Origin of the sequence: Edaphobacter aggregans DSM 19364, assembly GCF_000745965.1 — a bacterium.
GTDB classification, from domain to species: domain Bacteria; phylum Acidobacteriota; class Terriglobia; order Terriglobales; family Acidobacteriaceae; genus Edaphobacter; species Edaphobacter aggregans.
The window spans coordinates 149,978-163,579 of the sequence record NZ_JQKI01000014.1 but is presented as its reverse complement, the minus strand read 5'-3'; the positions used below and the strand labels follow the sequence as shown (position 1 = coordinate 163,579).

The window sequence follows — 13,602 nt, the reverse complement described above, 5'->3', positions numbered from 1 at the left end:
GCGCGAACAGTCGGTCCGTGCTGAGTTACAGGCAATCACTGACCAGGCCGACGATAGAGCAACCTTCCTACGCCTCGCGGAGACCCTCACGGCGTTCCTCGCCCGCCTGCACGATGCTGCTGATACGCTGAGTATCGAGGAGCGCCAGCGAATCGTACGGCTTGTTGTGAAAGACGTCTTGATAGGAGAAGACACCATCACCATTCGCCATAGCATCCCAGTCCTGCAGAGCCCCCCGCGAGGCGGTTGCATACCGCCAAGCCAGACAGGCGACCCAAATTACCTTTTGTGTAAGGGGAGTGGCCGCGCCAATTTGGTGGAACTTGAGGCGGATGGCCCCGGAGGTCACTTCGAGGGTCTGAACCTGCGTCTATACAATCCCGTATCCCACCAGTGGAGCCTTAATTTCTCCGGCAGCAGTAGCGGCACCCTAAGCCAACCCACGATCGGCGAGTTCAAGAATGGGCGGGGTGAGTTTTTCGACCAGGAAACACTGAACGGGCGAGCGATTTTTGTTCGATTTGTGATATCGGACATCACCCCGAATTCGTGCCGCTTTGAACAGGCGTTTTCGGAAGATGGAGGCAAGACTTGGGAAGTCAACTGGGTGGCGACAGACACGCGGGTGAAAGACGAAGCTGATGAAGCGCATTGAACTCCACGGCAGACCGAACCGGGGATCGCGCGACTTGGGATACGACCAAGTTGCGTCTTGGAACACCTTGGGAGGTTGGTCTGCACGATGTGATTTCCGAAACCACGAACGCGGGGGCAAAGCAGGTTGATTTTCTCCAGGGCGAGTGGAACGCCCTCTGCCACTTTCCTCTGCCCGATGGATCCTGAGGATTACCGCAAATCGGGATTTGGGACAGCCCTTCGAAGCAGCCAGTAAAGCTTCATGTGTTCCGGCACATTTCGCGCGATGCCGCGGGCAGCAGGATACGAAACCGGAATAGATTTCGGGTTCCCGTGTCTTATCTTCAGAGACGCAAGATGTGCTAGAGCGGCCACCGATCGCATGCTGAAGTCGCTCTACGATTCCGTTGTGACGGCCGGCGATATGTCTGCACCACGTCATCGCGGCCGCTGGTTATATTCGGTCTCGCAGAGTCGCGACGCAGCTCGGCCAGACTTTGCACGGTGTCTACAGAGTTACAGTCTTTCGCAGGTAAGGAGTGAATCGGATGAATGCTGTGTCACAGTCGTACTCAGGGACTGAGGGCGAGACCGGAGGCAATTCGCAAGGGAATCTAGAAGCGCTTTCACGGTATCGTCGCGTTCTTTCTCTAGTCGCGTACCGTGTACTAGATAATTATGAGGAAGCCGAAGACGCCGTGCAGAACTGCTTACTGGCAGCATCCTGTAACGTTCCACAGTTCGAAAACGAAGGCGCTTTCCGAAACTGGCTGGTAAGAGTCCTTATCGACGAAGCTTTGGCTATTCGCTACAAGGATAGGATCGAGTCGACAACATTGTCAGAACCTATTCTGGACTCGCTCAACTTTTCACCACCCAAGAATGGAGAACAATGCACCTCAACAAGCGGAAACTGGCGATGGTAATTGCTTTCACCATCATCGGGACCAACGCGGCGCGCGGACAGGGCGCAATCGACCGGCTTCAGCCGCTGGTGGAGACATCGGCGCGCAGATTGCTCATCGCAGAACAAGTAGCACTAGCGAAATGGGACAGTGGAGCGTCGGTTGAGGATCTGCCTCGCGAGGCACAGGTCATAACGGGCGCGGTCAAGGACGGCGTTTCGAGAGGATTGGACCCGACATCGGTATCGAACTTCTTCAAAGCCCAGATCGAGGCTAATAAGGTCATTCAGTATTCGCTGCTAGCGGATTGGCGTCGTGCCGGCAGAGCGCCCGCCCACGCACCGATCGATTTAGTCGCCACGATCCGGCCGGAACTGGACCACGTGCAAGCAGCACTGATCGCAGAATTAGCGGACACGGTGGCCATCCGTGCAAGCACGACATGTCGTGCTGACGTTGCAAAGGCCATAGGCAAATACGTCTTAGCGCACAAGCGTGATGTCGTGCCTCTTCAGTCGATCGCGCTCGACCGCACTCTAGCTGCTAGCTGCACGCATGACTAGCTCATGGCAGGTCCCCCGGCCCCCTTGGGTAATTGCTGAGCTTTGTGGACAGGTGCGTTCACAACTAGCAAGATTAGTGGCGGACCAAAGAATCCGCGTTTGGCGTCATTTGTGACCATGTGTACGCCCTCACTTTACAGAAGGACAAACCTTGCCACCAGTGACCTGCTCATAGAAAACGCATTTGTGGTGATCCGCAACGAGCATAGCTAGCCAGACGAAACAAGAAGCACCGGAACGGTTCTTCATTTGCAGCCCTCCGTAGTAGGCGGATCTGTTCCATCAGCTATGAGGCGCCGGCCGAATGCATCGGAATCCGAGGTGGTTTGTGCCGGTGGTCACTTCGCCCTTGCCTCGCGTTCCAACCATGTAGCGAGAGCAGTACTGATCGGTGCACAGAAAGGAGCCGCCGCGCATCGTGCGCTTCTTGACGCCGGGTTCCTCAGGATCGAAGGGAGAGTCGGGGCCAATGGGATTGCGTGTTACGCCACCCTGCCTGGCGAGCATCCGGTAGTAGTCCGGACGATACCAGTCCGAAGTCCACTGCCACACATTGCCGGCCATGTCGTAGAGACCGTACCCGTTGGCAGGAAACTTTGTGACCGGCGAGGTCGTCGCATAACCATCAGTGACGCTATTCGAGTTCGGAAACTTTCCCTGGAAGGTGTTCGCCATGGACTTGCCGATCGGCTGAAAGCTGTCGCCCCACACGAACGGCTTGCCGGCGAGGCCACCTCGCGCCGCGAACTCCCACTCCGCCTCGGTGGGCAGCCGCTTCCCGGCCCACTTCGCGTAGGCGACAGCGTCGTCGTACGAGACCTGGACGACGGGATAGTTCTCCTTGCCCTTGATGTCGCTCCCCGGCCCTTCGGGATGGCGCCAGTTTGCGCCCTTGATGTACGTCCACCATTGAAGATGGTTATTGAGGGGGACTGGGTGATCGGGCGGGGCAAAGACTACTGATCCGGCGACCAGGTTCTCCGGCGGCGCATCGGGAAACTCTTCCGCGGTCGGCGTTCGTTCCGCCTGCGTGACGTAGTGCGTCGCGGCGACGAACCTTGCGAACTCAGCGTTGGTTACATCGGTCTTATCCATCCAGAAGCCATCGATGTAGACGCGGTGGATGGGTCGAGAGTCTACGGTTGCCTTCATCCCAACGTGATCGCGCTCCTTGTCAGGTGGGTCCTGGGCTCCCATCGAAAATTCGCCGCCCGGAATCCAGACCATCCCCACTGGAGTCTTGCCCGGTGCGGGTGACGAATTTGGCATCGTCGGCTCAAAGAGGCCCGCCGCGGTAGCCATGTGTCCAGCATGATCGGCCTCAGGCTCCGGAATCGCGACATTGGACGTTACAGGCGGCTCGACCACGGGAGCCGCGGCAGCCTTCGTTGCGGCGGGGGCCGAGGCAAGCTTCCACGCTACGACCGCGACTATGACTACGAGGAGAACGCCCGCCACGACAAAGCGCCGCAGATTGTATCTGCTGGATGGTGTGGGGACCGTTGCGGCTCTCTTCGCTTTTGGCATCAGGCACCTTTGACTGCGAGGCCCTTAGACGGAAACGGCGATCGTGCGTGCTGCGACCCGAGTGGATCGGCACTTAGAAACGTTCGCCAACGCTACCACATTGAATCAGAGCTTTCAAACCCTACCAAACCAATATTCACGAATCTGTAACTCATCCTTTGAGGCTACTCTCTAGACTTCGGGCATGGACGACGCACCACTGACATACAGCCGGGCCACCGGTGAACGGGAAGGCCTGGTCGTAATCAAGCTGACCGGACCGCTGACACTTAAGAACATCTTCGAGTTCCAGAAGAACCTTGCGGCAGACCCTCCACAACTCACCGTCTTTGACCTGAGCGATGTGCCGTACATGGATTCAGCGGGCATCGGGGTGCTGATCAATTACTACGTCTCGGCGGAGAAGCACGGTCGGCGCATGGCGCTGGCCGGCGTAAACGAACGGGTCGAGGCCCTGCTGGATATGACCAAGGTGCGCAACCTGCTGCGCAGCTTCCCAACTACGGCCGAGGCAGAGGCGCAGGTCTAAGAGAGCAACCGGGCACCTGACCGTTTCACCTGCTTCTGTGAACAAGCGGTCTTGCTCTATGCTGGGCGCGCACGAGGTGTTGAGCGAGATGTCGATTACCCGCAGAGAGTTCTCACGACTTGGAGCCCTGGCTCTTGCGGCACAGGCCTTTCCTTCTGTGTCCGGCGTTGCGCAAGGGGCAGATCGCAGGGTGGGATACTGCGTCATTGGACTGGGACGCATCGCGAATCACTTCCTGCGGGGCGTGGCGGAGAGTTCGACATCGAAGATCACCGGCCTGGTCAGCGGCCATCGCGGCAAGGCGGAGAGAATCGCCCAGCAGTACGGTGTGCCGAAGAGTTCCATCTACAGCTACGAGGAGATGGACCGGTTCCGGGACAACAAGTCGATCGACGCGGTCTACGTCGCGCTGCCCAACAGCATGCACGCGGAGTACACGATCCGGTCGGCCAAGGCAGGAAAGCATGTGCTCTGCGAGAAGCCGATGTCGGTCGCGGTGAGCGAGGCCGAGGCGATGATCGCTGCCTGCAAGGCGAATAACGTGAAGCTGATGATCGCGTACCGGCTGCACTACGAACCGATCACGCTGAAGACGATCAAGATGATTCGCGACGGAGCGATCGGAACGGTGCAAGCCTTCGACAGTTCGAACGGCTTCAACATCGCGCCGGGCGAGTGGCGCTCGACGAAGGCGCTGGGTGGCGGGGGGCCGCTGATGGACGTCGGCATCTATTCGCTGAACGCCGCGCGGTATCTGACTGGCGAGGAGCCGGAGAGGTTTACGGCAGTCGCTTCGACGATCGATCATGACGGCCGCTTCAACGATGTCGAGGAAAATCTCTCCTGGACGATGCGCTTCCCTTCCGGCGCGGTCGCGAGTTGCTCGACGACGTATGGAGCACCGATGCCTGGGTATTACAAGGTCTTCGGCTCGAAGGGGTGGCTGGAGGTGGCTTCGTTCGGCTACCAGGGCCAGCACCTCCGGGCGAGTTATTCGCCCGGAGGACGGGGGACGCCGGCGACTACGGTGGACGAGACGAATCCGGAGCAGGATCCGATGCACTTCGTTCGGCAGGCGGATCACTTCAGCCGCTGCATTCTGGAGAATCAAACTCCGGACACTCCGGGCGAGGAGGGCCTAAGGGACATGCAGCACATCCAGTCGATCTATCGCGCTGCCGGCATCTCTATGGGGTGACCGCTAGCTGGCCGGAGGCCAGAATGCGGGTTCCGGGGCGCACATTTTGCGGGGCGCGGACCTTTGTGCCGGGCAGGCTGGTTGAGAAGCGGATGTCGACGAGGTTCGAGCGCGAGCTTGCGTTGAAGGTGGCGACGTAGCTCTCCGCGATGGAGTTGCGGAACTCGGTGAGGAAGGGCGTGAGCGAGACGGGGCTGCCAGTGCCCTGGAAGTAGGCTCGTCCGCCTGTTGCTTCGGCGACCTGGGAGAGGTAGTTCTGTCCGCTGAAGCTGGCGGCTCCTCCGTGGAATCCGGCGTCGCCGTAGTAGATGGAGTAGACGGGAACGCCGGCGCGCTGGGCGTCGCGGATGGCGTTGTCGACGTAGACGCTGTTTTGATTCATTGGGCTGACGCTGCCGTTGTAGGGGTCAACTCCGTTGGTAAGCATCATGACGAAGCGAGCCTTCTGGGTGCCTCCGCCGGTGGCCTCCTCAGGCCACTTCTGGATGAAGTCGGAGAGGCAGAAGTAGGGGCTGGCACTTGCTCCCGGCGTTCCGAGCGGGATGCGGAGGTTCTGGGCGGCGGCGGCGTGATCGGTGGTGAAGTCCTGTCCGGAGTCGACGCGTCCGTTCTGCATGTAACCGACGAGGATCTCGGTGCCGGCGGGGAGCGAGGTGATGAAGTTCTTGAGGTCGTTGAGTTGGCGGGCGACGCTTGAGCGGAGGCCGTCGTCGATGAGCAGGGCGACCTGGGCTCCGTTGGACGGGACCTGTACGACGCTGGCGAGGGGTGTTTCGTGTCCGTTGACCTTGATCTTCAGGGTCTGGGCGGAGAGCTTCTGTGGGGTCTTCGAGTCGGCGGTGACGATAGTCTGGGTTGCGACTGGGCCCTCCTGCTGTGCGAGAACCGGGGAGGCAAAGAGAGCAACTGCAAGGAGAATCCTGGATTTGATCATTCGTTCCTTCCTTGCTGATTAGACTGTCCGTGACCTCCCCCCGGTACTTTTTTGTGCAAAGTCTTCGAAAGATTTTACTTAGCTTGGTACTTGGTACGCTCTAGGGCAAAAACTATGGGCTCCCTTGCGGGAGCCCCTCTTTGATTCTTAAGTTAATTGTAGCAGTTGGGTGGCAATTAATCGGCAACTCGTAAGCGTATTGTTTTCTGTTGTTTATGCAGCATTGGGGCTTGACAGTATTTGAACAGGCTTGCTGAAGGCGGTTCGAGCTTCGCTCGAATGAACCCACGTCTCAGGAGCGAGAGGTGGGGCACCCAGCTCTGTGGAACTGCGATCGAAATGCGGGGGTCCTTCGTTCGACCCACCCCCGATAAGACTGGGGGCGGGTCTCTCTCAGAATGACGTTGTAAGTATCAGCTCGCCTTAATCTCCTCCTACGCGGACTTTCAGGCCAGTGCGGAAGGTGAAGGGCAGGCCCGGGTAGCCGATGGGGCCGATGTGCTGTTGGCTCAGGAGATTGCCCAGTTCGGCGAAGACGGTGACGTGGTGGGTGGCGGCGTAGGTTCCGTAGGCGTCTAGCTTGGCATAGCCGAAGTCGAGGTTGCGGTTGGGGAGCAACAGGGTGTTGTCGCCGTTGATGTCGGAGTAGGAGAGGAAGGTGGAGTCGTCGGCGCGGCTGGAGAAGGCTCCCTTGAGCGTGGCAGACCACTTTCTGCCCTCGTAGAGCGCGGAGAAGAAGCCGGTCTGGGGCGGGCGGCGGAAGGGTCGCTGGCCGACGAGGGGGCTGGAGGCGCCGATGGGGATGCCGGGGAGGTTGGGGTTCTGGGCGGCGGTTCCGTTGGCGATGGCGTCGGTGGAGAAGGACTGCTCGACCAGCGAGGCGAGGTAGGTGTAGCCGCCGCGGACGAGGATGCGGGAGGTGGGGGCGTATTGCAGTTCGCCCTCGAAGCCCTGGGCGCGATAGGCGAGGGTGTTCAGGAGCGCGCCGTAGATGAAGGCGGTCGAGGTGTCGATGCCGAAGACGTGGAGGAGGGTTCCGGAGTCGACGAAGTCGAGTTGATGGGAGAACTGGTTGTGGAAGTAGCCGGCCTTGAGGATGAGCTTCTGGTTGAGGATGTTCTGATCGACGCCTACGTCGAAGGTGCGGGAGCGCAGGGCCCGGAGGGGCTGGACGTTGTAAGAGGCGATGAGATCGGGCCGGCCTGCGTCGGAGAGCTGCTTGTAGAGGGAGTTGAACTCGGAGAGGAGCGACGGCTCCTGCACGCCGGTGGCGGCGTTGGCGCGGAGTTTGGTTCCGTGGAAGAGCTGGTTGCCGGGGCGGACCGGGACCCAGGCGAGGCCGAAGCGCGGCGTGCCTGCGGTTCCGTAGAGGTCGTTGCGCTCGATGGCGCCGCCGACGGAGTAGAAGACGCGGTTGAAGAAGTCGCCCTGGAACTGGAGGGTGTACTGGTAGTTGGTGCGCTTGATCTTCTCGAACTGGAAGAAGGCGGGATTGTTGTAGGAGCCGCGTTCGTCCTCGTAGCGGAAGCCGAAGAGGGCGATGATGTGGGGCGAGAAGGTGTAGTCAGACTGGAAGTAGAGCTCGTCACGGAGCGAGGACTGGTCGTTGCCCTGCGGGTAAGTTCCGCCGTAGTTGATGGCGCCGCGGCCGGTGGCGGAGTAGCCGTTGGCTCCGCGGATAGTGACGGTTGAGCCGAAGTACTCATCGAAGCCGAAGACGGGAATCTTCTCGCCGACGGGATAGAACTGAGTGAACTGCTCACGCTTGCGGGCGATGCCGTAGCGGACGAGATTGTGCCACTTATTGTGACGATTTTCGAGCGTCGCGCCGGAGTAGAGGTTCTGGTCGGCCTGCTTGGCGGCGGCGGAGATTCCGAAGAAGTCGTGCGCGTTGGGAACGCCTGATGCAGAAACGGCGTTGCGGATGGTGAAGCGCAGCGAAGTGTTCCCGGTGATGTTGTAGCCGAGATTGGCTGCGCTGGTGGCGGAGTGGTAGCGGTCCATGGGGAGCGCGTTTGAGGAGTCGAAGCGGGAGAAGGCTCCGTAGTAGTCGAGGCGGTTGCGGGTTCCGCCAAGTGTGACTTCGTTGCGATACGTGTGGAAGTTGCCGGCATCGCCAGAGTAGTTGAGGACGGGGCGGAGGGATGCTCCGCGCGGGGTGGTGAAGTTGACGACGGAGGCTACAGCGTCGGAGCCGTAGAGGACGGAGTTGGGGCCGCGGTAGAGCTCGAAGCCATCGAGCGCAGTGGAGGAGACGGTTCCGAAGTCGAAGCGGCCGCCGACGTCTTCGGAGGTGACGCCGTCGATCATGACCTTGTTGGCATCGGAGTTTCCGCCGCGGACAAAGATGGAACCGACGCCGCCGTACTGACCTTGTTGAACGGCGTTGACGCCGGGGGACTGCCGGAGGTCGTCCATAACGCCGACGCGTTCCTGAAGGGCGCTGAAGGGGATCAGCGTGATGGCAGAGCTTGCCTGCTGGAGGGGCGTGGGGATTCCGGTGGCGGTGACGGTGACCTGAGTGACGACGGAGGCGATCTCGAGGGTGACGTTGCGGGTGACGAGGTCGGTGCGTCCGCCGTAGAAGTTCTGGCCGAAGTTGGGGGCGAAGGTGGCGGCGGAGGTGAGGAGGGTGAAGCGACCGGAGGCGGTGCTGCGGATCTCGAAGGAGCCGTCGGGGCCAGCGATGGCGGTGCCGGCGTTGGACTTGCCCTGAAGGAGAGTGACTCGGGCGCCGGGGACGGTTGCGCCGAGCGGATCGGTGACGGTTCCGCGAACGATGACGGCGTTGGCCTGTAAGCAGGCGAGCGTGAGAGCGACGGCTGAGAGAAGACGAAAGACTGGCGAGACCGCAGTGCGGCGCGCGAATGCGTGCATGTAGTTGAACTCCTCGTTCCCCCCTCGGGAACGTGGCTGATGTGCGACAACGAAACCGGTCTCCTGACTGTCGCGATGCATGCCTGCGTGTCGGCGGCTCTTCCCTTCCCGATGGTGTCAGTGGGAACGGCCTTGCGGGCATTCACGTCGCCTGGGGCGATGTGCGCGAATCACAGTTGCGGGGCAGTGGCGGAGTCTCACCGCGCTTCCCGAGCATTTCGTTGTGGAACAGCTGAGGTTGTACGGGCTTTGCGCTTCGAGGGGGAAGCTAGGCGTCCGCAGGTTTGGGGCGAGATTTAAGTGTGCGGCATGGAGGAGGCGAAGTCAAAGGAACGGCTCGTGTGCGCGGGGTCGGAGGTGTACTGCGGATGGCGTTAGGGGATGAGGAGGAGCTTGCCGGTGGTCTTGCGGCCTTCGAGGTCGCGGTGCGCGTGTGCGGCGTCGATGAGGGGGTAGATGTGCTCGATGCGGAGCTTGAGGGAGCCGTCGGCGACGGCGTTGAGGACGGCGGAGGCGCGGAGCTCGAGCTCGGCGCGTGTGGCGGTGTGGTCCTGGAGCTTGGGGCGGGTGACGTAGAGGGAGCCGAGCTGGGAGAGGCGGATGAGGTCGAAGGGAGGGACGGCGCCGGAGGAGCCTCCGAAGAGGACGACGATGCCGCGGCGGCGGAGGACCTCGAGGGACTTCTCGAAGGTGGTCTTGCCGACGGAGTCGTAGACGGCGTTGAGGCCGGAGGGGACGAGCTGCTTGATGCGGGCGGCGAAGTCTTCGTGGGTGTAAAGGATGACCTCGTCGGCTCCGGCGGAGCGGGCGAGGGCGGCCTTCTCGTCGTTGGAGACGGTGGTGAAGACGCGGGCGCCGAGGGACTTCGCCATCTGGATAAGGAGGAGGCCGACGCCGCCGGCGCCGGCGTGGACGAGGACCTGGTCGCCGGGCTGGATGGCGTAGCTGGAGTGAACGAGGTAGTGCGCGGTCATGCCCTGCAGCATGGCGGCGGCGGCCTGCTGCGAGGTGACGTGATCAGGAACGCGGATGAGAAGGGCGACGGGAGCGACGGCGAGCTGGGCGTAGGTTCCGGGAAAGCTGGTCCACGCGACGCGATCGCCGACCTTGAGGTCGCTGGAGGCGGTGTCGTCGCCGAGGGCGACGATGGTGCCGGCGGCCTCCTGGCCGAGGGTGAAGGGCAAGGGCGTGGGGTAACGGCCCTCGCGCTGGTAGACGTCGATGAAGTTGATGCCGGAGGCTTCGATGCGGACGAGGGCCTGATTGGGGCCGGGTGTTGGGGTTGGGAGGTCGCGGAGAGTGAGGGCTTCGGGGCCGCCTGGCTGGAGGATCTGGATCGCCTGCATGGGTGTTGGATGCCTCGGTTGGTCGTTTCGTCTCAGAAGGATAGCAGGAACGGTGCGAGGCACAGGTGTAGCGTCCCTGCTGCGCGCGGGTGGCTTGGCGTCAGGTGGGGATTTCGATACGGCTAGCTGATGTCGTTCGTGGTGGCGATGGGACCGTTCTTCTTAACCGACTCGATTCCCTTCTCCATGGCTCCGGCGGAGGTGTAGGTCTCGCTGCGGCCGATGATCTCGTAGTTCTTCGCCTTGAGTATGAAGTAGGGCTGGGAGGAGGTGGACGTCTTGCGTTCGAACTGTTCGTCGTGAGGAGAGTTCTTTTTGACGGACTCGATGCCGTTGAGCGCGGCAAATTTGGATTTGTAGGTTTCGCTGGTCAGGATGGTCTCGCCGTTAGCTGCCTTAAGGTTGAAGATGAACTGATTGTATGGTGCTGACTTCAATTCATAATGCGCAGACATAAGGTACTCCCGTTTCCCCAAGGTGATTGGACACCGGCTGGCCCGTAACGACACACGGCTTACGCCGTCTTGAAGGTGGCAACACTCTACCCGAAGTTGGAAGCGGTTGTGGGAGATTATTTTCGAGCGAAGAGAGCAGGCGCGGCGCGAGAGGTTTGTGGCGTCTGCGACGCGCAGTGAGGTCTACTGAAGAAGGCTTTCCTCGGAGCGAAGCCGAAGGATGCGATCGACGGCGTAGGGAGCACGATGCGAGGCAGTATGGAAGTGCCGGACCTGCAGCTCGCCGAGCAGCCCGATGCCGATCATCTGGACGCCGGCCAGGATGAGGACTCCGGCGACGACGAAGAGTGGGCCATGCTGGTCCATGACGTGCTGCCCGGTGAGGAGCTTGAGGATGAGCAGCCATGCCGCGAGTCCGGAGCCAGTAAAGGCGCTGACGGCGCCGATGGTACCGAAGAAGTGCAGGGGGCGGGTCATGTACTTCAGCAGGAAGCGAATAGTGAGCAGGTCAAAGAAGACCCGGAAGGTTCGCGAGATGCCATAGTGGCTCTTTCCGAACTGGCGGCTCGGGTTGGATATGGGAATCTCGCAGATGCTGGCGCCGTACCAGGATGCGAGGGCCGGGATGAAGCGGTGCATCTCACCGTAGAGCGGTATGTTCTGGATGACCTCGCGGCGGTAGGCCTTGAAGGTGGTTCCGAAGTCGTGGATGTCGACTCCGCTGAGCGTGGCCATGAGCCAGTTGGCTGCACGCGAGGGGATGCGGCGCATGATGAAGTTGTCGCCGCGCTGGGCGCGCCATCCACTGACAACGTCGTAGCCCTCCTCGAGCTTGGCGAGGAAGTTGGGGATCTCGTTGGGCGAGTGCTGGAGGTCGCCGTCCATAGCGAGGATGAACTCGCCTTGCGCGTGGTCGAAGCCTGCGGCGAGCGCGGAGGTCTGGCCGAAGTTGCGGCGGAGCTTGATGACGAGTACGCGGGAGTCGACGGCGGCGATCTCTTCGAGCAGACGGTAGGTGCGATCGCGCGAGCCATCGTCGACGAAGACGAGCTCGAAGGTTTCGCCGACCTGCTCCATGACGGCCTTCAGGCGGTCGTAGAGTGTGGTGACATTGTCTTCTTCGTTATGAAATGGGACGACGATAGTGTATTTCGGCACATCTCGATGATACTCCTGTTCGGGCCATGGTAACGAGATAGTAACGATGAAAGGGACACATTCTTTGGCCGAGCTGCCGGTTGGGAGCGATGATGGAGGTGTATCGAAAGCAGGATAGATTCATTTATACCATTGCCGGGCCGACGCTTATGATGTAGGCGAAGCACGAATGCAAAGCGTCGCTCGGGAAAGTGGATGGGCCAGAAAGGGAGTATGCGGAAAGGGGTCCTCGTAATCGTACTGCTGGCCGTGGTTGCCATGCTCGCTTATGTCGGCTATCACTCGGACGACAAGCGGCGCGCCGGGACTTCGGGAGAGGTGTTTTCCAACGATTCAGCCCTCGACCGGGCAAAGAGCGAGACGAGCCGGTCGTCCTCTGGCGCCGTACAGGCGGAGAGTGCGGCCCAGCCGCAGGGGAGCGAGACGATCGTGTACCCTGCTGCCGGATCGCACGCATCCTCCGCCGGTACGGATGGAACCGCACCGCTGGTGACGCAGTCGCAGCAGGCGGCCCCGGCGACGGCTCCGGGCGGCGACACGATCAGCCCGAATCCACCAAACGGCATGGCCTTCGCGGGAACGGGACGGTACCAGGTCTATCGGCAGGGCAACATCACCTGGCGACTCGACACAGAGACGGGCAGGAGTTGCATCCTGTTCGCCACCGACGAAGAGTGGAAGAAGCCTCGGGTGTATAAGGCCGGGTGCGGCCGAAGCTAGTCATCGCGGCTTCCCCGCGGGTCCTCTGGTACGGGCAAGAGTCTAAATAAAGTCTTCTGGGTCGATATATCGACGTGTGCTAACGGTCTTGTTATTGCGAGCGTTCCGACGAGCGGAAGGACGAGCGGTAAGCTCCGGAAAAATCTGCCTTTGGAATTCCCCGAGAAAGCCTCCAGGGAGATTCCAGGATTGGCAAACTACATTCCTCTGAAATATTATGCGCGTCGATTCAACGACGCGCCAAGGAGGTCTCATGAAGAAACTCAGAAGAATCATTCTCGGCTTGGCAATTGTGTGTCTCATGCCTACCATCCCGGCGCTGGCACAGATTGAGAACGGACTGGATTTCACAACATCCTTCCCCTTCTACGTCGGTAACGCAAAGATGCCAGCGGGCTCTTACAAGGTTACTCAGGCCGACATCGATGCCGAGACCCTGCTGATCGAAAGCACCAACGGATCACACTCCGCGTTGATCGCGTTCATTCCCACACAATCGTCTCAGCCCCACGCTAAATCGGATGTCACGTTCCATAAGTATGGAGATACTGAATATCTGAATCGGCTCTGGGTCGAGGGACAGAAGTTCGGAATGAAGCTCGAGCCCACTAAGGTCGAAAGCAAGTTCGCAGCAAAGTACAAGCCGGTGGAGCACTCTGTGACTGGTAAGAAGCACTAACTCCTGCGACTCCCCTGGGGCCGGGTGCCGCTGAAGCCGGGACCGATGTTTTATTGGGACACTATCCGGAAGATT

The 13,602-nt window shown here is 60.7% G+C and carries 12 protein-coding genes, 1 pseudogene and 1 riboswitch; of the genes and pseudogenes, 7 read left to right on the top strand and 6 right to left on the bottom strand.

The features are described from left to right. The 3 genes and pseudogenes from Q363_RS42670 to Q363_RS07235 form a co-directional block, all read left to right on the top strand. A pseudogene (locus Q363_RS42670) lies at positions 1-655 on the top strand (hypothetical protein); the annotation flags it as partial. A 529-nt stretch (positions 656-1,184) separates the two neighbouring features. After that, the gene (locus Q363_RS46120; RefSeq protein WP_084080106.1) at positions 1,185-1,562 is read left to right on the top strand and encodes an RNA polymerase sigma factor; all 378 of its coding nucleotides are present in this window, start codon (positions 1,185-1,187) and stop codon (positions 1,560-1,562) included. Continuing rightward, positions 1,529-2,104: a chorismate mutase gene (locus tag Q363_RS07235; RefSeq protein WP_035348986.1), complete on the top strand. Its 576-nt coding sequence runs from the start codon at positions 1,529-1,531 to the stop codon at positions 2,102-2,104. The genes Q363_RS46120 and Q363_RS07235 overlap by 34 nt, the downstream gene beginning before the upstream one ends. A 282-nt stretch (positions 2,105-2,386) precedes the next feature. Here Q363_RS07235 and Q363_RS07230 read toward each other — a convergent pair whose 3' ends face one another. Further along, on the bottom strand, positions 2,387-3,631 hold the full coding sequence (locus tag Q363_RS07230; protein ID WP_084080105.1) for a formylglycine-generating enzyme family protein: 1,245 nt from the start codon (positions 3,629-3,631) through the stop codon (positions 2,387-2,389). 184 nt (positions 3,632-3,815) lie between these two features. Between Q363_RS07230 and Q363_RS07225 the strand changes: the two genes are divergently transcribed. Continuing rightward, the gene (locus tag Q363_RS07225) at positions 3,816-4,160 is read left to right on the top strand and encodes an STAS domain-containing protein (protein WP_035348983.1); all 345 of its coding nucleotides are present in this window, start codon (positions 3,816-3,818) and stop codon (positions 4,158-4,160) included. Positions 4,161-4,248: 88 nt separating this feature from the next. Further along, positions 4,249-5,358, top strand: coding sequence for a Gfo/Idh/MocA family protein (locus Q363_RS07220; protein ID WP_035349036.1), 1,110 nt, complete (start codon positions 4,249-4,251; stop codon positions 5,356-5,358). Here the strand turns inward: Q363_RS07220 and Q363_RS07215 are convergent. The 5 genes from Q363_RS07215 to Q363_RS07195 all read right to left on the bottom strand — a co-directional run bounded on the left by Q363_RS07215 (position 5,348) and on the right by Q363_RS07195 (position 12,128). Next, entirely contained in the window at positions 5,348-6,292 is a 945-nt protein-coding gene (locus Q363_RS07215) for a vWA domain-containing protein (RefSeq protein WP_051978491.1), read from the bottom strand. The genes Q363_RS07220 and Q363_RS07215 overlap by 11 nt on opposite strands. Positions 6,293-6,715: 423 nt before the next feature. Next, positions 6,716-9,169, bottom strand: coding sequence for a TonB-dependent receptor (locus Q363_RS07210; RefSeq protein ID WP_035349034.1), 2,454 nt, complete (start codon positions 9,167-9,169; stop codon positions 6,716-6,718). A gap of 36 nt (positions 9,170-9,205) precedes the next feature. Then, positions 9,206-9,405, bottom strand: a riboswitch (cobalamin riboswitch). Positions 9,406-9,543: 138 nt separating this feature from the next. Beyond that, complete coding sequence (locus Q363_RS07205) at positions 9,544-10,515, bottom strand: quinone oxidoreductase family protein (protein ID WP_035348982.1); 972 nt, start codon at positions 10,513-10,515, stop codon at positions 9,544-9,546. Positions 10,516-10,637: 122 nt separating this feature from the next. Continuing rightward, positions 10,638-10,970 carry a YegP family protein gene (locus tag Q363_RS07200; protein ID WP_035348981.1) on the bottom strand — a complete coding sequence of 111 codons (333 nt, stop codon included), beginning with the start codon at positions 10,968-10,970 and terminating at the stop codon, positions 10,638-10,640. 183 nt (positions 10,971-11,153) lie between these two features. After that, a complete protein-coding gene (locus tag Q363_RS07195) occupies positions 11,154-12,128 on the bottom strand; it encodes a glycosyltransferase family 2 protein (protein WP_035348980.1) in 975 nt (324 codons plus the stop codon). Positions 12,129-12,341: 213 nt separating this feature from the next. Here Q363_RS07195 and Q363_RS07190 point away from each other — a divergent pair, with 213 nt between their 5' ends. Together Q363_RS07190 and Q363_RS07185 are read left to right on the top strand one after the other, a co-directional pair. Beyond that, positions 12,342-12,848, top strand: coding sequence for a hypothetical protein (locus Q363_RS07190; RefSeq protein ID WP_035348979.1), 507 nt, complete (start codon positions 12,342-12,344; stop codon positions 12,846-12,848). 253 nt (positions 12,849-13,101) lie between these two features. Next, on the top strand, positions 13,102-13,527 hold the full coding sequence (locus Q363_RS07185; protein WP_035348978.1) for a hypothetical protein: 426 nt from the start codon (positions 13,102-13,104) through the stop codon (positions 13,525-13,527). The last annotated feature ends 75 nt before the right edge of the window (positions 13,528-13,602 follow it).

Coding starts and splice junctions, on each gene's coding strand:
- Q363_RS46120 (WP_084080106.1), top strand. CDS start 1,185: ATGAATGCTGTGTCACAGTCGTACTCAGGGACTGAGGGCGAGACCGGA.
- Q363_RS07235 (WP_035348986.1), top strand. CDS start 1,529: ATGCACCTCAACAAGCGGAAACTGGCGATGGTAATTGCTTTCACCATC.
- Q363_RS07230 (WP_084080105.1), bottom strand. CDS start 3,631: ATGCCAAAAGCGAAGAGAGCCGCAACGGTCCCCACACCATCCAGCAGA.
- Q363_RS07225 (WP_035348983.1), top strand. CDS start 3,816: ATGGACGACGCACCACTGACATACAGCCGGGCCACCGGTGAACGGGAA.
- Q363_RS07220 (WP_035349036.1), top strand. CDS start 4,249: ATGTCGATTACCCGCAGAGAGTTCTCACGACTTGGAGCCCTGGCTCTT.
- Q363_RS07215 (WP_051978491.1), bottom strand. CDS start 6,292: ATGATCAAATCCAGGATTCTCCTTGCAGTTGCTCTCTTTGCCTCCCCG.
- Q363_RS07210 (WP_035349034.1), bottom strand. CDS start 9,169: ATGCACGCATTCGCGCGCCGCACTGCGGTCTCGCCAGTCTTTCGTCTT.
- Q363_RS07205 (WP_035348982.1), bottom strand. CDS start 10,515: ATGCAGGCGATCCAGATCCTCCAGCCAGGCGGCCCCGAAGCCCTCACT.
- Q363_RS07200 (WP_035348981.1), bottom strand. CDS start 10,970: ATGTCTGCGCATTATGAATTGAAGTCAGCACCATACAATCAGTTCATC.
- Q363_RS07190 (WP_035348979.1), top strand. CDS start 12,342: ATGCGGAAAGGGGTCCTCGTAATCGTACTGCTGGCCGTGGTTGCCATG.
- Q363_RS07185 (WP_035348978.1), top strand. CDS start 13,102: ATGAAGAAACTCAGAAGAATCATTCTCGGCTTGGCAATTGTGTGTCTC.